The organism is Clostridium sp. (assembly GCF_036660475.1).
Classification (GTDB): domain Bacteria; phylum Bacillota; class Clostridia; order Clostridiales; family Clostridiaceae; genus Clostridium_J.
This window is the reverse complement of the sequence record NZ_JAVXAO010000006.1, coordinates 139,638-159,465: the sequence shown is the minus strand read 5'-3', so window position 1 is coordinate 159,465 and position 19,828 is coordinate 139,638. Positions and strand designations below refer to the sequence as shown.

21 protein-coding genes are annotated in these 19,828 nt (G+C 32.0%); 1 reads left to right on the top strand and 20 read right to left on the bottom strand.

Translation table 11 applies throughout. The features are described 5' to 3' along the window. Positions 1-3 precede the first annotated feature (3 nt). The 4 genes from rsmD to RSA29_RS10190 are packed head-to-tail and all read right to left on the bottom strand — an operon-like array spanning position 4 to position 4,668. Positions 4-558, bottom strand: coding sequence for a 16S rRNA (guanine(966)-N(2))-methyltransferase RsmD (gene rsmD / locus RSA29_RS10205; RefSeq protein ID WP_346943032.1), 555 nt, complete (start codon positions 556-558; stop codon positions 4-6). A 19-nt stretch (positions 559-577) separates the two neighbouring features. After that, positions 578-2,611, bottom strand: a complete 2,034-nt coding sequence (gene recG / locus RSA29_RS10200; RefSeq protein WP_346943033.1) for an ATP-dependent DNA helicase RecG — start codon at positions 2,609-2,611, stop codon at positions 578-580. Between the two features lie 46 nt (positions 2,612-2,657). Next, complete coding sequence (locus tag RSA29_RS10195; RefSeq protein WP_346943141.1) at positions 2,658-4,265, bottom strand: DAK2 domain-containing protein; 1,608 nt, start codon at positions 4,263-4,265, stop codon at positions 2,658-2,660. Positions 4,266-4,317: 52 nt separating this feature from the next. Beyond that, positions 4,318-4,668, bottom strand: a complete 351-nt coding sequence (locus RSA29_RS10190) for an Asp23/Gls24 family envelope stress response protein (protein WP_346931797.1) — start codon at positions 4,666-4,668, stop codon at positions 4,318-4,320. A 224-nt stretch (positions 4,669-4,892) separates the two neighbouring features. On the opposite strand from RSA29_RS10190, the gene rpmB reads away from it, so the two are divergent. Continuing rightward, positions 4,893-5,084: a 50S ribosomal protein L28 gene (rpmB, locus tag RSA29_RS10185; protein ID WP_346931796.1), complete on the top strand. Its 192-nt coding sequence runs from the start codon at positions 4,893-4,895 to the stop codon at positions 5,082-5,084. Positions 5,085-5,239: 155 nt separating this feature from the next. Here rpmB and RSA29_RS10180 read toward each other — a convergent pair whose 3' ends face one another. The 16 genes from RSA29_RS10180 to RSA29_RS10105 form a co-directional block, all read right to left on the bottom strand. After that, entirely contained in the window at positions 5,240-5,395 is a 156-nt protein-coding gene (locus RSA29_RS10180) for a hypothetical protein (RefSeq protein WP_346931795.1), read from the bottom strand. Positions 5,396-5,596: 201 nt separating this feature from the next. Then, positions 5,597-6,226 (bottom strand): thiamine diphosphokinase, encoded by a 630-nt coding sequence (locus tag RSA29_RS10175; RefSeq protein ID WP_346943034.1) that lies wholly within the window; start codon positions 6,224-6,226, stop codon positions 5,597-5,599. A gap of 1 nt (position 6,227) precedes the next feature. Further along, the gene (rpe, locus tag RSA29_RS10170) at positions 6,228-6,878 is read right to left on the bottom strand and encodes a ribulose-phosphate 3-epimerase (protein WP_346943035.1); all 651 of its coding nucleotides are present in this window, start codon (positions 6,876-6,878) and stop codon (positions 6,228-6,230) included. Beyond that, positions 6,875-7,741, bottom strand: a complete 867-nt coding sequence (gene rsgA, locus RSA29_RS10165) for a ribosome small subunit-dependent GTPase A (RefSeq protein ID WP_346943036.1) — start codon at positions 7,739-7,741, stop codon at positions 6,875-6,877. Before rsgA ends, rpe begins: the two co-directional genes overlap by 4 nt. Before the next feature lie 78 nt (positions 7,742-7,819). After that, positions 7,820-9,763, bottom strand: coding sequence for a Stk1 family PASTA domain-containing Ser/Thr kinase (pknB, locus tag RSA29_RS10160; protein ID WP_346943037.1), 1,944 nt, complete (start codon positions 9,761-9,763; stop codon positions 7,820-7,822). Beyond that, positions 9,753-10,490 (bottom strand): Stp1/IreP family PP2C-type Ser/Thr phosphatase, encoded by a 738-nt coding sequence (locus RSA29_RS10155; protein WP_346943038.1) that lies wholly within the window; start codon positions 10,488-10,490, stop codon positions 9,753-9,755. The genes pknB and RSA29_RS10155 overlap by 11 nt, the downstream gene beginning before the upstream one ends. A 6-nt stretch (positions 10,491-10,496) precedes the next feature. Then, on the bottom strand, positions 10,497-11,531 hold the full coding sequence (gene rlmN / locus RSA29_RS10150) for a 23S rRNA (adenine(2503)-C(2))-methyltransferase RlmN (protein WP_346943039.1): 1,035 nt from the start codon (positions 11,529-11,531) through the stop codon (positions 10,497-10,499). Between the two features lie 8 nt (positions 11,532-11,539). Then, positions 11,540-12,871 carry a 16S rRNA (cytosine(967)-C(5))-methyltransferase RsmB gene (gene rsmB, locus RSA29_RS10145; RefSeq protein WP_346943040.1) on the bottom strand — a complete coding sequence of 444 codons (1,332 nt, stop codon included), beginning with the start codon at positions 12,869-12,871 and terminating at the stop codon, positions 11,540-11,542. Between the two features lie 174 nt (positions 12,872-13,045). Next, positions 13,046-13,741 (bottom strand): zinc metallopeptidase, encoded by a 696-nt coding sequence (locus RSA29_RS10140; protein WP_346943041.1) that lies wholly within the window; start codon positions 13,739-13,741, stop codon positions 13,046-13,048. Positions 13,742-13,775: 34 nt separating this feature from the next. After that, positions 13,776-14,717 carry a methionyl-tRNA formyltransferase gene (fmt, locus tag RSA29_RS10135; RefSeq protein WP_346943042.1) on the bottom strand — a complete coding sequence of 314 codons (942 nt, stop codon included), beginning with the start codon at positions 14,715-14,717 and terminating at the stop codon, positions 13,776-13,778. 13 nt (positions 14,718-14,730) lie between these two features. Continuing rightward, entirely contained in the window at positions 14,731-15,171 is a 441-nt protein-coding gene (gene def / locus RSA29_RS10130) for a peptide deformylase (RefSeq protein WP_346943043.1), read from the bottom strand. A 12-nt stretch (positions 15,172-15,183) separates the two neighbouring features. Further along, entirely contained in the window at positions 15,184-17,379 is a 2,196-nt protein-coding gene (priA, locus tag RSA29_RS10125) for a primosomal protein N' (protein WP_346943044.1), read from the bottom strand. A 103-nt stretch (positions 17,380-17,482) separates the two neighbouring features. After that, positions 17,483-18,670 carry a bifunctional phosphopantothenoylcysteine decarboxylase/phosphopantothenate--cysteine ligase CoaBC gene (gene coaBC / locus RSA29_RS10120; protein ID WP_346943045.1) on the bottom strand — a complete coding sequence of 396 codons (1,188 nt, stop codon included), beginning with the start codon at positions 18,668-18,670 and terminating at the stop codon, positions 17,483-17,485. A 1-nt stretch (position 18,671) separates the two neighbouring features. Continuing rightward, entirely contained in the window at positions 18,672-18,944 is a 273-nt protein-coding gene (gene rpoZ, locus RSA29_RS10115; RefSeq protein ID WP_346931782.1) for a DNA-directed RNA polymerase subunit omega, read from the bottom strand. A gap of 4 nt (positions 18,945-18,948) precedes the next feature. Further along, positions 18,949-19,557, bottom strand: a complete 609-nt coding sequence (gene gmk, locus RSA29_RS10110) for a guanylate kinase (protein ID WP_346931781.1) — start codon at positions 19,555-19,557, stop codon at positions 18,949-18,951. After that, entirely contained in the window at positions 19,550-19,822 is a 273-nt protein-coding gene (locus RSA29_RS10105; protein WP_346931780.1) for a DUF370 domain-containing protein, read from the bottom strand. The genes gmk and RSA29_RS10105 overlap by 8 nt, the downstream gene beginning before the upstream one ends. Between the last annotated feature and the right edge of the window lie 6 nt (positions 19,823-19,828).

Sequence of the window (19,828 nt, the reverse complement as noted above, 5' to 3'; positions counted from 1 at the left end):
CTTTTACTCCTTAAACTCATAAAAACACACTGTTGTATTTCCATATTTTCTTTGGTCTACTAGTTCAATATCTTCATATCCCGGGTAAATTTCTTCACCTGAATCTATTTTCGTTACAATTAAACCATCCATTTGCAATAGTTTATATTTTTTAATAAGTTCTAATGATGGTGGTATCATATCCTTAGCATAGGGTGGGTCTATAAATATAAGATCAAAAACTTTTCCCGTATTCCCAAACTCTTCTAAATATTTATAGCAATTGCCTTTGTGAGCTATACAATTATCCTGAAACTTTAGATCCATGATATTTTGCTTTAAATGTTTGTACGTAATATCCCCCATATCAATGAGATGGCACTCCTTAGCGCCTCTACTTGCTGCTTCTAATCCTAGACTTCCTGTTCCTGCAAATTGATCTAGAACAACGCTACCTCTAACCCTGTTCTGTATTATGTTAAAAATTGATTCTTTAACCCTATCTAAAGTTGGTCTTGTTCCCATACCTTCTGGTGATATTATTTTTTTACCTCTAGCTTTTCCTGAAATTATTCTCATTTCAAATCTCCTTTGTTACCTAGTTAAAGCAAATATACTTTGTGCTTTTCTCCAGATTCATCATTATTTCTCCAAGTATTCTTTGATTTTCTTCATCTCTCTTATCAAAAAAACTTTTAGCTTCATCATTTGCAATTTTAAACAATTGAAAGTCTTCTCCTAAATCACTTAAAATTAATCCATTTTCTCCCGATTGCCTTACACCAAACATTTCTCCACTACCTCGTAGTTTCAGGTCTTGCTCTGCAATATAAAAACCATCACTACTATTCTTCATAATTTCCATTCTTTTTTTTGTAGTTTCACTTTTTATATTAGCTACAAGGACGCAGTATGATTTATGTTCCCCTCTTCCTACTCTACCTCTTAACTGATGTAGTTGTGATAACCCAAATCTCTCTGCATTCTCTATAATCATCATAGTTGCATTAGGTACATTTACCCCAACTTCAATAACCGTAGTTGATATTAGCACTTTAATACTACCCTGCTTGAATTCGTTCATAATTAGATTTTTGTCTTTATTACTCATTTTACCATGAAGAATGGCGATTTCCACACTTTTAAAGTAAGTTTTTTTAAGTTCTTCATATAAACTTGTAACAGCACTCAATTTCATCTCTTCATTTTCTTCCACAAGAGGACAAACTACATATATCTGCCTTCCCTTACTAATTTCGTCTAAAGCAAAATTGTACACTCTGCCCTTTTCTTGATTTGCCAAGTAAAATGTATCAATAGGCTTCCTTCCTGGTGGTAACGTATCAATTATTGATACATCTAGATCACCATAAAGATATAGACACAAAGTCCTAGGAATAGGTGTTGCACTCATAACCAATACATCGATATTTTCACTCTTATTTCCAAACTTACTTCTTTGTCCAACTCCAAACCTATGTTGCTCATCTGTTACTATTAACCCCAGATTATTAAATTTCACATTATCTTCTATAAGTGCATGTGTTCCTATTATTAAATCAATTTCACCACTTGAAAGCTTTTCCTTTAGGATGTTTTTATTTTTTTCTGTGGTACTCCCTGTTAAGAGCTCTACCCTTATATTAAACTCCTTATATAGCTTTTCTGCTTCATAGTAATGTTGCTTTGCTAGAATCTCTGTAGGAGCCATCAGTGCGCCTTGATACCCATTCATCACTACATTAAAGAGCGCAATAAGAGCAACTATAGTTTTGCCACTACCTACATCTCCCTGTACTAATCTATTCATAGGTACTTGTGATTTTTCATCTCGCAATATTTCTCTTACAGTTCTAGTTTGAGCATCAGTTAACTTAAATGGTAGTTTTTCTTTAAATTCAACTAATTCTTTAGCTATCCCAAAGGATATACCTCTATTATTCATATTTCTATTTTTAAGTGCCAGTAACTTCAAAGAATATGTAAAGAGTTCTTGAAATTTAAGTCTCTTCCTAGCTTCTTCTAATAATTTTATACTTTTAGGATTATGTATATTTCTTACTGCATCATCCAAGGCCATGAACCCGTGAGCATCTATCAACCACACTGGTAAATTTTCTTGAATCTTAACATGATTTAAAGCCTCTGTTATTATCTTATTTAAAAATGTATTTGAAATATCATCCCTCAATGGATATCTTGCCATAATATCCGTACTTTCAGTAGTTGTATTTCTCATTATAACTGCATTTTTTATTATAAACTCCCTGCCTTGTTTTTCTACAGTTCCATTTATAACATATCTGCAGCCAACTCTAAACCCACTTTTTATATATGGTTGATTAAACCATAACCCCTTAACTAAAACTCCCTTATGAATAAATCTTATGGTTGTAAGTACCTTCCCTGTTTTAGTTCTAATATCAGGTAAAATTCGGTCAACACCTACTTCCAATATTATTTTCCCTTTGGAATCTAGGTCCTGTAAATCATCAACTATAAAAATACTTTCATAGTCCCTAGGGAAATATAATAATAAGTCTAATATATTATATATACCACACTTATTTAACTTATCAGCCATTTTAGGTCCAACACCCTTTATTATCGTAACACTACTATAAATATTCACTTCATCACTCCAAATTTTCAAATATAGAAAAAAAGCCCTAAGGCTTTTATTCTACTGATGTTATGAAATAGTATAATGGCTGTTCTCCACTGAAACATTGAACATCCATGTCTGGATATGCGTCTTCTAAATCCGCTACTAACTGATTAACCTTCTCTTCTTCACAGTCCTCACCATAGAAAATAGTAATAAGCTCACTATCCTTATTTACCATATTCCCAATCAAAGTTTTACAAACCTCATAAACATCTGTACCTATTTCGTTAATTTTACCTTCTAATAAACCTAAAATATTTCCCTCTTTAATAGCTCTTCCATTATCTTCTGTATCTTTTACCGCGAATGTTACTGATCCTGATGTAACATTTTCAATAGATTCATTCATAAGTTCTTCATTTTCTTCTGAAGAACCGTCTTGATTAAACATTGTTATGGCAGTAATCCCTTGAGGAACTGTCTTTGTTGGTACTACCACAACTTTTTTATCATCAACTAAATCTACGGCTTGATTTGCTGCCATTATTATATTTTTATTGTTTGGAAGTACAAACACAACCTCTGCATTTATGTTATTGATGCTATTAACAATATCCTCAGTACTTGGATTCATTGTTTGCCCGCCTTCAATAACCTCATCAACTCCAAGATCCTTAAATATTGAAGCTATCCCATTACCTCTAGCAACGGTTACAAAGCCATAAGGTTTTGCATCTTCTTTAGTATCCTCAGTTACCATTTCTTCTTTATTATCTATTTCCATTAGAGATCTATGCTGCTCTCTCATGTTATCAATTTTAATCTTAGATAGTGGTCCATATGTCACAGCCTTAGATAAGACTGCACCTGGGTCATTTGTATGAACATGAATCTTAGTTATATCATCTAAGCCTACAAGCACTAAAGAATCGCCATGACCTTCTAAGAACATTTTAAATGCATCTGGATCTTTAACCTCGTTTAATATTATAAACTCAGTGCAGTATCCAAACTTAATATCTTCTGGATTAATATTAAAATCTGGTGAATCATATTGATTTTCTTCTTCAACAGCTTCTCCATCCTTAATAAGAGATATATCTGCTTCTGATTTTAATGCCTCTACCATCCCTCTTAATATTATTAGAAGTCCCATTCCACCAGCATCCACTACTTTAGCTTGCTTTAATTGTGGCAGCATATCTGGTGTTTTGTCAAGCACTCGCTTACTTTCTTCACAAACTTCTACAAGCAAGTCAATCATTTCTTCAGCCTCACTACACATAGCACCTTCTCCAGCGGCCCTTATAATTGTAAGGATTGTTCCCTCTGTAGGTCTCATTACTGCTTTGTAGGCAAAATTAGCACCTTCCACAAAAGAATTCTTTATATTATCTATATTTGCTTCTTCTTTATTTTCAAGAGCTTTTGCCATACCTCTAAGAATCTGCGAAAGTATAACTCCCGAATTCCCTCTAGCCCCCATTAAAGCACCTTTAGCTAACCTCTTAGAAACTTCTCCAATGGATTTATCCTCAAGTCCTTCAATCTCTTTAGCTGCTGCTTTGAATGTTAACGACATATTAGTTCCTGTATCTCCATCTGGAACTGGAAACACATTCATTGAGTTTACATATTCCTTTTGTTTTTCTAGTGCATTTGAAGCACTTCTTATCATATTTGAAAAATTACGTCCATTAATTGTTGTATACGCCACTTCGTGTTCCCCCTTAAACTCTAATTCCTTGAATATTAACAGTAACCTGTGAAACTTTAACCCCTGTAAGGTTTTCTAAGTTATATCTAACTGTTTGTATTATATTATTAGCTATTACAGCAATTTTAGTTCCATATTCTACAATTATATATAATTCAATAGCAACAGAGTTTTCTTTTTGAATTATTTTAACACCCTTGGCTAAGTTCTCAGCTTTTAATAATTCCCATAGTCCATCCTTAGCATTTTTTAAAGCCATGCCAACAACTCCATAACATTCCATTGTTGATACTCCTGCTATATTAGCTATTACATCTTCAGAATAATATACATTTCCTATCTCAGTTGTTATATTAGCTTTCATAATCAATTCCTCCTTAATTATACCTTATAAATATTTTATATTAACTTACGATTTAATTCAACTAATATAATAATATATATTCTTGAATTTTATAAGGATTGTATGTATAATAATAGTGGTATGTGTTTATTTTTCTTAATACTTGCAACAATCATAGTAATTGTGTTAAAATAACTTATGTTTGATTCATAGCAGTATGTTGGAATTTCGAGGAGGTGTAATATATGTCAAGAAGATGTGAAATATGTGATAAAGGTGTAGTTTCAGGAGTACAATTCTCTCACTCTCACCGTCAATCTAAAAGAAAATGGGCTCCAAACTTGAAAAAAGTTAAAGCTATCGTTAACGGGTCACCTAAGACAGTACATGCTTGTACTAGATGCTTACGTTCTGGTAAGGTACAACGTGCCGTTTAGATAGCACAAAAAATGCAACTATAAAAGTTGCATTTTTTTTATGTCTTAAATTATTACATATGTTTTTTCTTCATAAATACTTTAACTATCCTTGACAAGAATCTAGGTAACTTGATTACTTTTATTGTCACAATTCATCCCCCTTTAATCAATAATTAACAAAACCTATCCATGATATACCATCCTAGCGCTATAATAGAACATCCTACAACTATCATCCATCCCCAAAATGGAATTAGCATTGATAACACTATTCCTACTCCTATTGAACTAACAACAAGTCCTACCTTCCGCGTTGTCCTAACTCTCATATTCTAAATCCCCCCCGTGAGGCTTTTGTTACCATTATATGCAGCCTATGAAAATTGGTGCATGTTATCAATTTAAAATTATAAATTAAAGATTAAAAATTTAAGATTTAAGATTATTACCACATATATATTAAAGGAAAAAGGACTGCAACTAGCAATCCCTTCAAACTTTTGTTTATATGATTATATCTTTGAAATACCTTAAGTTATCTTTATTACTAAAAGACAGCCTTTAGTAAACTCCAACTTAACCTTTTTACCTATAAATTCATTTGAAACGGTTAAATTATCTACAGTAGACAAATTATATCCTTCCAGTGGATATTTTGCTCCTTCAATCTTCAAATTTAAAGTATCCTCACCGTAACTAAATAGTGAAAACACCTGCCCTAATATACCTTCTATAACTGTAGACTTATCGATTAAAAATATTTCATTGATTTCATCCACGATATAGCAAGATATAGATTTTTTTAACCCTTCATAAAGTATAGAAATATTAGCCATAAAGTGATCAATGCGTTTTCCCGTACATCCTAAGAATACTATTTCATCAGCCCCAAGTTCCACCGCTCTATTAAATGCTATATGACTGTCCGTATAGTCCTTTTCCCTTGGGAACCTTGTAGTATTAGTAGTATAACTTAATTTTTTATAAACCACATCTTCAATAGAATCAAAGTCACCAATAAGATATGTTGGAGTTATATCATAAGAATATAAAATGTTAGCTCCACCATCTGCCGCAATAATTATTGATGTCTGATCCATATATTTCTCTATAAGTGGCTTACTTGGCGCTTCTCCACCACCAACTATAATAGCCCTCATATTAAAACCATTTTTTCAATGATTTTATATTTTTTTCTATTTCATTATTTTTAAATACCGCCGAACCAGCTACTACAGAATTTGCTCCACATTCTATAACTTTATGAATATTATTTTCATCTATTCCACCATCTACCTGAATGTATAATTCTTTGTTGTATTTATCTTTAAGCTCCTTAACCTTTGCTATTTTTTCACCACAGTACCCTATGTATTTTTGACCACCAAAGCCAGGATTTACAGACATAATAAGAACCATATCTAAATCTGGAATTAAGTCTTCAATTAAAGATACAGGTGTTCCTGGATTTAGAGCTATACCCGCTTTCACACCTAGACTCTTAATATACTTAATAGTTCTATCAATATGTCTATCAGCTTCATAATGAATTGTTATAATATCTGCACCAGCATCTACAAAATCCTTTACATACCTTGATGGTTCCTCAATCATTAGATGCACATCAAAAACTAATGAAGTAAGACCTCTTATAGATTTAATTATTGGTACACCAAAGGATATATTTGGCACAAAATTTCCATCCATAACATCTATATGAATCCAATCTGCACCATATTTCTCTATTTCAAGTATATGATCCCCTAGCTTTGAAAAATCTGCTGACAGTATTGATGGTGATAATTTAATCATTTTCTATTCCCCCTACTTATAATTTCTTCTATTGTTTTTATGTAAAATTCATATCTACCTTTATTTATTTCCCCCGACTCAACCTTTTCCTTTACAATACAACCCGGTTCCTTATAATGAGCACAATTATTAAATTTACATTGATTATTGTATTTTTCGAATTCCGGAAAAAGATGCTGTAATTCATATTTGTCTATAAAATCTAACTCCAATGATGAAAATCCTGGTGTATCTACTAAAAAACCTTTTTCAACTCTAATAAGTTCACTATGTCTTGTTGTATGTTTTCCTCTTTTTAATCTATCACTAATCTCACCAGTCTTCATGGCCTCTCTACCAATCATTTTGTTTAGTATTGTTGATTTACCAACTCCTGATGGTCCACAGAACACCGTAATATTATCAGTTATTTTCTCCTTCAATCCCTCTATTCCAATACCATGCTTACCTTCCATGTATAAGACTTCATATCCTGAAGTTTTAAGCATTTTACCAATTTTTTCACTATTTTCACTTTCTAAATCCATTTTATTAAAGCATACTATAGGTATAACTTTGTTATATTCACAAAGAAGTAAAAATTTATATAGTAATCCAAGGTTTAAATCTGGATTTTTACTACTAACTACTACAAATGCTTGTGTTACATTTGAAACTGCGGGTCTTAATAATTCATTTCTTCTATCAAGTATATCAGTTATAACTCCATCTCCATTTTCTTCTTCCTGAATGATAACCTCATCACCAATCATCGGTATAAGCCCTCTGTGTCTAAATTTCCCTCTTGCCTTACACTGAATAACCTTTTCATCTACATCTACATAGTATAATCCGCCAATTCCCTTAACTATAATGCCTCGCATAAATTCCTCCTAAATAATTTTAACTAATCCTTAGATAATAGGAACCTAAGGATTAGTTTATTTAACTTGATATTGTATTTATGGTTTTTCTGGTTCTACTGGTTTTACTGCTTGCACTTCCACGTTAACTACTGTTCCTTTTTCTACTTTTGTTCCAGCAGTGGTTCCTTGACTTATGACCTTACCTTCATTATCTCCAGCCATATTTAGACTTATTCCAACTGCTTTAGCTTCATCAAGCGCCTCTTTAACGGTCTTCCCTATAAAATTTGGAACCGTCACTTTACCTTCATCTGGATCTTTATATTCATAGTAATTTACATTTATAGATTCATTCTCTTGAACTCTTGTTCCAATATTAATGCTCTGGTTAAATATTTTTCCATTTTTTGATTTGTCAGCCGTTATTACCGCATTCGTAGTCCCTAACTTAAGTTTTGAAACCTCCAATACTTGCTCTGCTTCTTTTACAGTCATATTGCTTAAATCTGGAACCTTAGTATACTTTAATTTAGATCCCTTACTAACTACGATATCAACAACATCACCCTTTTTAACTTTTGTACCACTCACAGGATTTGTTTTTATTACTGCGCCTTCTTGTACTTCCTCTGAATTCTCATCACTAATAGTTCCAACTTTAAGCCCTAAGTTAACTATATAATTTTGTGCAACTTGACTCCCAAGCTTCACCACATCAGGAACTACTAATTCCTCTGGCCCAGAGCTGACTCTTACACGTACTTCACTTTTACTCTTAACTACAGTTTCTTCTGTTGGGAATACTGCAATAACAGTACCTGCCGGTTTATCACTTTTCTCTTCACCAAGTACTACAAATATCAATTCCAATTTTTCTACAGCTTCTTTTGCCTCTTCTACAGTAAGCCCAGTAATTTTAGGAACTTTCAGTTCTTCTTTTCCCGGTTTTCCATCATTTTTACTATATACAAGATTACCTGCCGCTATCCCCAACAAAATTACTAATAATATTGCTCCACCAATCATCAGTATTTTTTTCCACGTACTAGTTCTTGTCTTATTACTCTCATCTTCTTCATCTTCTTCATCTTCTTCATCTGCATCTTCTTCATCTGCATAATTTTTAATATGGTTTCTTTCATTCATTGTATTCTGTATTTGAGTTGCATCTAACACTGTTGTAAATTCATTATCAGTATTTATAGGTGAAACCCTATATAGATTATTTTTTTCTATTCTTATTAAATCGATTAACATTTCCGTAATATCATTATATCTCTTTATAACTTCCTTTTGAGTAGCCTTCAATATTAAATTATTAATATTATCTGGAATTGTAGAAATTACATTTTTAGGTGGAATAATTGGATCTTGAATGTGATTAAGTGCTATCGCCACTGCACTATCCCCATCAAATGGAACTTTTCCAGTCACCATTTCATACATAACTATTCCAAAGGAATATATATCTGTTCTATTGTCTACAATTTTACCCTTTGCTTGCTCTGGAGAAAAATAATGTGCAGACCCAATAATCTTATTAGTATGAGTAATTGTATCTGAAGAAGTAGCCTTTGCAATCCCAAAATCAGTTACCTTTACAACTTTATCATCAGTAATTAGAATATTATGTGGTTTTATATCTCTATGAATAATTCCATTCTTATGTGCACATTCTAAAGCTTTAGCAATCTGCACAGAAATTTTTATAGTCTCCTCAGCACCAAGTGGCGCATTTTCCCTTATATACTCTTTCAGAGTTTTTCCTTTAACTAACTCCATAACAATATAGTTAATATTATCTTCGCTCCCTACATCATATATTCCAACTATATTATTATGCGAAAAACTAGCTGTAGCCAGTGCCTCTCTTTTAAACTTATCCATAAAGTCAACATTATTAGAATATTCAGGCTTAAGTATTTTAATCGCTACAAACCTATTTAAAATTTTACACTTTGCTCTATAAACTACAGCCATCCCACCTTCGCCTATCTTTTCTACCAATTGATATCTATTTCCTAATATCCTACCCAACATCTATATTCCCACTTCCTTTCAGAATGATGACAGAAATATTATCTCTTCCACCATTTTCTTTACTCATATTTATTAGCTGTAGACACTGCTCATTACTATTTCCCCGTAAAACTTCAAGTATTTCTTCTTCATTTACCTCATTTGTAAGCCCATCACTGCAAATAAGCACCTTAGAAACATCTCGTATGTCTAAAACATAATAATCAACTTTTACAACAGGATTAGTTCCCACTGCTCTCGTTATGACATTTCTATTTGGATGCTCTTTAGCTTCTTCCTTAGTTATTGTTCCATTATCTAAAAGTTCTTGAACCAAAGAATGGTCCTTAGTCACTTTTATAAGTTCTCTGTTCCTTAGAATGTAAGTTCTACTATCCCCTACATTCATAATCACAAGTCTATTCCCCTTTATAAAAGCTCCAGTTATAGTTGTTCCCATTCCATTACATTCTTCATTTATAAGGCCTTCTCTATATATTTTTCTATTAGCATTCAATATAGCATCATTCAGTATGTCTTCTTGCGACTCTTCATCTTTATGTTGAATTACATAGTCAATTATAATATCCTTAGCAAGATTACTTGCAATCTCTCCTGCATTATGTCCCCCCATACCATCAGCCACTATATAGATTCCAAAGTCATCATTTTCATAGTACCCCACAGCATCTTCATTGAATGTTCGCTTGTTACCCACATCCGTTGCTATTCCCACTAATCTCCCCATATAAAATTACAACCCCTCTTTTTTAATATAACTTTTTCTTAATTGTCCACAAGCTGCATTTATATCAAGTCCCATTTCTTTCCTTACAGTAGTCTCAATTCCATATTTTATTAAGATATCCTTAAATGCTTTAACTTCATCTAAGTTGGATTTCTTAAGGTCATTTTCACTTATCTCATTAATAGGTATTAAATTCACATGACATAGCATACCTCTAATTAACTTAGCCAATTTTTCCCCATCCTCTTTTGAATCATTAACACCTTTTACTAATGCGTATTCAAATGTGATTCTTCTCCCAGTCTTATTTATATAATAATTACAACTTCTAATAAGTTCTTCTATTGAGTACACCTTTGCTATAGGCATAGTCTTGATTCGTAACTCATCAGTTGGTGCATGTAGTGATATGGCTAAAGTTATTTGCAAATTTAAATCTGCAAGGCTAATAATTTTAGGTACAATACCACAGGTTGAAAGCGTTATGTGTCTTTGACCTATATTAAGACCGTCTTCTGAATTTACATCCTTGATAAATTTTATCACATTTTCATAATTATCTAAAGGTTCTCCACTACCCATTAATACAATATTTGAAATTCTTTCTTTAAGCTGTGCCTGAGATGCCATTATTTGACCTAACATTTCTCCACTAGTTAAACTTCTAACTGCACCCCCTATTGTTGATGCACAAAATTTACATCCCATATTACATCCCACTTGTGTTGATATACAAATAGAGTTTCCATGGCTATATTGCATCACTACTCCCTCAACTACATTTCCATCTTCCAAAAGAAATAAGTGCTTTCTTGTATCACTATTTTTAGAACTATATGTTTCAACAATCTTAGGTATGCCAATATAAAAATTTTTTTCTAATTTTTCTATTGTTGACCTTGGTATGTTTTTCATGTCATTAAAATTCCAAACCTCTTTATAAATCCATGAAAATACCTGCTTTGCTCTAAATTCCTTATCTCCACTCTGTTTCATCCACATCTTTAACTGTTCTAAGTCTAAATCTAATATATTTTTCATTTTTTCTCCTATTTATTTCTACGAATTTTAGCTATAAAAAATCCATCCATATTCTCATTTGGTAAAACTGTTACACATCCATTATTATCATAAATAACATTATCCACCCTACCAAAATTCAAAGGTTCAACATTAAAATTCTTAAAGTTCTTGAGAAACCACTTCACATTTCCTTCATTCTCATCTTTATTTATAGTACAAGTTGCATATACTATGATTCCGCCTCGCTTAACATACATAGCTGCATTCTTCATTATATCTCTTTGAACAGAAATTAAAGATTTCAATTCTTTTTCTCTTTTAGTATATTTTATTTCTGGCTTCTTCCTTATGATTCCAAGTCCAGAACACGGTACATCAATTAACACTCTGTCCCCAGCTTCTATTAGTTCTTTATTCTCCTTAGTTGCATCCAATAATTCTAACTTTATATTATTTAATCCTAATCTCTCACTATTACTCTCAATAAGTTCTAATTTATGGTCATATATATCAAAGCCTATAACCTTACCTGTATTATTCATTATTTCTGCAATATGAGTTGTTTTGCCCCCCGGCGCACTACAAAGGTCAAGAATAGTCATACCTTCTTCTAAATCCATGCTAGGAGCTACAAGCATGGCACTTTCATCTTGCACTGTAATAAGCCCTTGCTTAAACATAGGATTATCTTCTATGCTCTTACCTCTAATAATTCTTATAGCTTCAGGACATATTACCCCTTCCTCTATATTATAGCCATTGTCTTCAAGCAATTTTGAAACCTCTTCAAAGTCTCCCTTAGTAGTATTAACTCTAACTGTAACTGACGGCCTTTTATTTAACCCTTCTAAAATATTTTCTCCCTGAACTTCACCATATTGAGCAATAAATAATTTCACCATCCACTGGGGATAAGAATATATAAACGCTAATTTTTCGTTAACATTTTTTTCGTCATAATAATTTTTTTCTTTATTTCTCAAATAATTTCTTAAAACTCCATTAACTAGTTTGGATGCTCCTACGGATACATTTTCTTTAGCTAAATTTACCCCTTCATTTACCGCTGCAAATTCAGGAATTTTATCTAAATATCTAAGTTGATATATACATACTCTTAAAAGATTTAATATATATTTATCTGTGTTATCAAATTTTTTTTCTAAGAAAGTCTTCAAAATTTTATCAATAGTATATTTATATTTAATTGTTCCATATACAAGTTCTGTAGTTAATGCCTTATCTTTATCTATTAAATTACATTCATTAAGATTTTTGTTTAATGCGATGTTTGAATAAGCTTTATTTTCAAACACCTGAATCACTGTATTTATAGCTACTTCTCTAGCACTTGTCATTTATATCATCCTATCTTATCCATCTCGTTTTATTCTATTAAAAACTGAGATAATTTATTTTTACTTATTTAATCATAATTTTTCTTTAGTTTTCAATTCAATGTAAGCTAAAGGCCTGCCCCTTAACTCTCTATACCATAATTATTAATAACATTACAAATTGCACATTACTATTTACCCATCATTTCTGTCTCTAATAGCCAAAAGTCTTAAAAGCTGTGCAATAGCTGTAACTGCTGCTGCCACATAAGTTAATGCTGCTGCTGTCAACACATTTTTAGCTCCACTTATTTCATCTTCATATAGTATGTTTTTAGCCTTTAATATATCTATAGCTCTACTTGATGCATTAAATTCAACTGGTAATGTAACTAGCTGAAATAGTACTGCTGCTGAAAAAAATATAATCCCTAAATTCACCAACGGAGTTATTGCGAATACTATACCAATAAAAAACAACACCCAAGATGCCTTCGATCCAATATTTGCAACTGGAACTAGTGCACTTCTTATCTTAATTGGAGTGTACCCTTCCTTATGTTGAATAGCATGGCCTATTTCATGAGCAGCTACTCCTATCGATGCTAGTGATGTACTGTTATATACATCACTAGATAGTTTAACAACCCTATTACTTGGGTCGTAATGATCAGTCAGATGCCCACCGGTAACTAATACTGGTATATCAAAAAGTCCATATCCATCTAATATTATTCTTGCCACTTGACCACCGGTATATCTATTCCTACTATATATTTTAGAGTACTTTGCATAACTACTTTTTATTTTTGCCTGTGCCCAAATTGAAATTATTAATGCCGGTATAAGGATAATCATTGTTGGATCGTAATACATTCTATAAAATCCCATATAAATTCCTCCCTTAATTCATTCTTTGAATTATTTATTGATACTCTCTTTTAAGTATCACATTTTCATCTATTGAATTCCCTCTTATATATTCTTCAACTCTAAGAGGCTTTTTGTTTGGAAATTGCACCTTAGTTATCATAATATTATTATCCTTTGTGGATACTTTAATTCCATCTTTATCAACACTCACTATAGTACCCGGTTCTTTTGAAGATTTCTCTATTGTAACTCTTGTCTCAATAACCTTCATTGTAACTTCATTGTAGTAAGTGTATGCTGTTGGAAACGGATTTAACCCTCTAACAAAGTTGTGGATATTTGTAGCACTATCATCCCACTGAATTCTTGCCATATCTTTGTTTAACATACTAGCATAGCAGCTTTCGCTATCACCTTGCTTTACAGGTGTTATATCTCCATTGTAAACTCCATCTATAGTTTTAATCAACAGTTCTGAACCATTATTCATTAATATATCATGAAGTTCACCAGTATTCATATTTTCTGTTATATCAAACTTACTTTTTAAAAGCATATCTCCTGTGTCAAGACCAACATCCATTAACATTGTTGTATTTCCACTTTCTTTTTCACCTTTCATTATTGCATAATGTATTGGTGCTGCACCCCTATACTTAGGTAATAACGACCCATGAAGATTGATACATCCATACTTAGGTATATCTAAAACCTCTTTAGATAAAATCTGTCCAAAAGCCACTACTATTATAAAATCTAAATTCATAGATTTTAATTCCTCTATTAACTCTCTTTCATTTCTTAATTTCTCTGGTTGATATACTTCTATATCATGTTTAATTGCCATCTGCTTAACTGGTGACATAGTTACGGACTTTCCTCTACCTTTAGGTCTATCTGGCTGTGTTAATACTGCTTTAACTCCATATTTTTCAATTATAGCTTCTAATGAAGGTACTGCAAAATCTGGTGTTCCCATAAATACTATATTCATTCTAATCTCCTCCTTACTTCACTATTTTATCTATATATAATATTCCATCTAAGTGATCTATCTCATGACATAGGGCCCTTGCAAGTAATCCCTCGCCTTCTATTTCTATAAACTGACCTTTTCTATCTTGAGCCTTAACTTTTACATATTTAGGCCTTATAACATTTCCATCTTTTCCCGGCAAACTTAAACATCCCTCTTTATCATTAATTTCTCCTGTTGCTTTAATAACTTCAGGATTAACCATTATTATTGGACCACCGCCAATATCAACCACTGCTATCCTTTTTAAAATACCAACTTGAGGTGCTGCAAGTCCAACGCCATTTGCCTTATACATAGTATCTAGCATATCATCTATTAAAACCTGTGTTCTATCATCAATATTAATTACAACTTTACTTTTTTTTCTTAGTAATGGATCTTCATTTGTTCTTATATTTCTTATTGCCATTATTATTCTCCTTTATAATAAACTATTTGGATTTATATCAATCCCTATTCTTATATTTTTATAATTTAAATAATCATAAATTATATTTTTGACTTCCATTGCAAATACATCATCGAAGTCACCTTTAATTATTATTTGCCATCTGCATAAATTCTTTATTTTAGAAACACCACAAGGACAAGGTCCCAACAATTCAACTTTATCGTTTCCAAAAATCTTTGTTCTTAATTTATCAGCTAAAGTTTGTATTCCTTTTATCAAATTTTCCTCATTTTCGCTACTAACATTAATACATAATATCTTTGCAAAGGGTGGATAATCTCTAAGTTTTCTTATAGCAATTTCCTCTTCATAAAAACCTACATAGTTGTTTTCAGCAGCATAAATAATACTATAATTTTCCGGTGTATAAGTTTGTAGTATTACTTTCCCTTCTTTACTTCCTCTGCCTGCTCTTCCTGCTACTTGAGTAACAAGCTGAAAAGTTTTTTCACCGGCTCTATAATCTGGAAGGTTTAAAGATAAGTCTGCAGCTATGATTCCAACTAAGGTTACATCTTTAAAATCTAATCCCTTTGCAATCATTTGTGTTCCAATTAAAACATTATACCTTTTTGCTGCAAAATCATTATAGATTTGTTCATAGGCATATTTTCCCCTTGTTGTATCAAAATCCATCCTTAGTGGTTTACTATCAGAAAAAGTTTTTCTTACACTATGTTCTAACTGTTCTGTTCCTACCCCAAAATACTTTACATATTTACTTTTGCATTTAGGACAAGTACTCACAGCCTCCTGCTGCATTCCACAATAATGACATGTCAAAGTGTTATTCTTATGATATGTCAAAGATATATCACAATTACTGCACTTAAAGACATATCCACATTCTCTACATGAAACAAAGGTTGAAAATCCTCTTCTATTTAAAAACATTATTGCCTGTTCTTTTTTTGCAAGTGTGCCACACATCTCTTCATGTAGTCTTCTACTAAACATGGATTTATTCCCTTGTTTTAGCTCTTCTCTCATATCTACAACTTCTATAGTTGGAAGTTTTGCTCCATCAGCCCTTCTATCCAGAGTTATGATATCATACTCTCCTTGCATAGCCTTATAATAAGTCTCAATTGAAGGTGTAGCTGACCCTAATACTACTTTACATCCTTCAATGTCAGCCTTGAGACAAGCAATCTCTCTAGCATTATACTTAGGATCACTATCTGATTTATAGCTGGTTTCGTGCTCTTCATCTATGACAATAAGCCCTAGATTTTCAAATGGTAAAAATATTGCAGACCTTGCCCCAATAGCAACTTTTACATTACCCATCTTAACTCTCATCCATTCATCAAATCTTTCACCACTGGAGAGCCTACTATGGAATATTGCTACATCACGCCCAAATCTCCCTTTGAATCTTTCTACCATTTGAGGAGTAAGTGCTATTTCTGGAATTAGTATAATAGACCCTTTATTATTTTTCATCATATCTTTCACTAAATTCATGTATATTTCAGTCTTCCCACTACCAGTGATTCCATGTATAAGAAATTTATTATTCATACTATGTATCAGTATTTTATCTACACACTTTTGCTGAAATTGATTCAGTACCTTTTCCTCATATGATTTATATCTTATTTCATTATATCTATTAACTATAGATTTTTCTACTGCTAAAAACCCATGTTTAATTAATGTGTTTATGGTAGACAAAGATATATTAAACTCATTTACGAGTTCTGATTTATTGTAAATACCACTATGTATCTTTATAGTCTCTACAACATTCTTATAATTTTCTTTATCATATTTTCCCGACAAAGGTTCTCCTATAATTAAAACATTCTTAGTTTTAAATGTTGCCCCCTTAGTAATTCCACTTGGAATCATAACTTTTATACACTCTAAATATGTGCATAAATACTTTTCCCTCATAATTTTGATAAGTTTTATATTTTCATCTGTAAGAAATTCAACTTTATCATCTATATCTAAAATATCCTTTAATTTAGTATTATCATCTATGTCATAAAATATATCTACTATAAATCCATATATTTTCTTATTCCCATTTCCAAAGGGTACCGTTACCATCCTGCCTTTTTTTACCTTATCGCATAATTTATCAGGCACCTTGTATGTAAATACCCTATCTACTTTTACAGCTTCATTATTCACAATAATTCCAAGATACATATCCATAAGTTTCTCACCTTTCAATGATTAATCAACTATTATAAGCTTTACTATACACCATTAAATCAATTAAAAAATAATAAAAAAAGCGACACTGTCGCTTTTTTTATTATTTATATCCTAAAATCATATTAAAAAGCTCATAGCCAACTAATCTTTTACTCATATTATCAAGAGATATTTCTTTTCCGTCTCTTTTAATTATTGTAACCCTATTAGTATCTGCCCCAAATCCTGCATTACTTTCAGTAATATCATTAGCCACAATATAATCAAGATTTTTACCTTGTAATTTTTTATGAGCATTTTCTATTACATTAGTACTCTCAGCTGCAAATCCAACTAAGATTTGATGTTTTTTTAAAGTTCCCAAAGTCTTAAGTATATCATTATCTCTAGTTAGTTCTAGATTTAAATTTCCAGGGCCCTTTTTTATTTTTTGATTAGAATAGGTTTTAGGTTTATAATCTGCCACTGCTGCAGATTTAACTACAATATCACTAGTTGCAAATTCATCCATTACAGCATTTAGCATCTCTTCGTTAGTTTCAACATTAACTACTTTTATTCCACTAGGTGGTTTTATATTAGTTGGTCCACTAACTAGCACTACATTAGCGCCTCTATCTCTGGCTTCCTTTGCAATAGCATATCCCATCTTACCTGTAGATTTATTTGTTATAAATCTTACTGGATCTAGATTCGCTCTTGTTGGACCCGCCGTTACAAGTACATTTTTGCCTATTAAATCCTTTGGTTCATGTAATTGTGACATGATTACCTCTACGATATCTTCAGTGTCAGCAAGCTTTCCATCACCAATGTCACCACAAGCAAGTCTACCACTGCTTGGATTAATAAATTCATATCCATAACTTTGTAACTTTTTAATATTCTCTTTAACCATAGGATTATTGTACATATTAGTATTCATCGCAGGTGCAAAAATAACCTTTGACTTTGTTGCCATTATTGTGGTTGATAGCATATCATCTGCTATCCCATTCGCTACCTTACCAATAATATTTGCAGTAGCCGGAACCACAACTAATAAGTCAGCTTTTTTAGCCAAAGATATGTGTTGAATTTCAAAAGCTTTTGGTTCATCAAACATATTCTTTATAACCATGTTCTGACTCAAAGATTGAAAACTTAAAGGAGTAACAAATTCACAGGCTGATTTAGTCATAATAACATGAACATTTACATTTTCCTTTTTTAATCTACTTACTACATCTAAAGCTTTATAGACCGCAATTCCACCTGTTACTCCTATTACAACATTCTTCTCACTCATATTAGTTTAATCCTTCTTCCACCTCTTGTATATCTTCAACTTCTTCGTTTAATAAACAATCTTCATTTGTTACGCTTTCCTGTACAGTTATAATTCTTTCATCAACTTCCTGTATAGCAATTGTTAAAGCCTTTGCTTCACCAACACGTATTAGTGGCTCGGCTCCCTCAATTAATTGTCTTGCTCTCCTTGAAGTTGCTACAACTAGTGAATATCTGTTATCTACTGTCTCTAATAACTTTATAATAGATGGATTTATCATTGAATCATTCATATTACTAGAACCTCCCTAATAGTTCATTTTTAATTTTAAATACTCTACACTTTTCTGCAATTATTATACTTTGAATTTTTTCTACGGCGTACTCCACCTCATCATTTACAACAGCATAGTCATATTTAGATGCAAAACTTATTTCATCATAAGCAGATTCCATCCTAGTCTTTAATGACTCTGGAGTCTCACTTCCTCTATTCGTAATCCTATTCCTCAGTTCCTCCATAGATGGTGGCATAATGAAAATAAAAACACCCTCTGGATAGGCTGACTTTATTTTCAGCGCTCCCTGTATATCTATTTCAAGTATTACATCTTTACCTTCATCTAACATTCTTAAAACTTCTGACTTTGGTGTGCCGTAAAAATTACCGTACACCTCAGCATACTCTAAAAATTCATCATTATCAATTCTTTTTAAAAAATCTTCTCTATTTGTAAAAAAATAATTTATACCTTCAATTTCTCCATTCCGAGGCTTTCGCGTTGTACATGATGTTGAAATCCATATTGAGTTCTTTTCAATTAATTCCTTACATACCGTTCCTTTTCCCGCTCCAGATGGTCCAGACACAACTAATAGTTGTCCTTTACTATTCATTTTATTCATCAACCTCTTCAATGTTCTCATCTTCTTTTGACGCAAGTCTATGTGCTACGGTTTCTGGTTGCACTGCAGATAATATTACATGATCACTATCAGTGATTATAACTGCTCTTGTTCTTCTTCCATATGTAGCATCAATTAACATACCTCTATCTCTAGCTTCTTGAATTATTCTTTTTATTGGAGCTGATTCTGGACTAACAATAGCCACTAATCTATTTGCTGAAACGATATTTCCAAATCCAATATTAATAAGTTTTATACCCATGCTGTA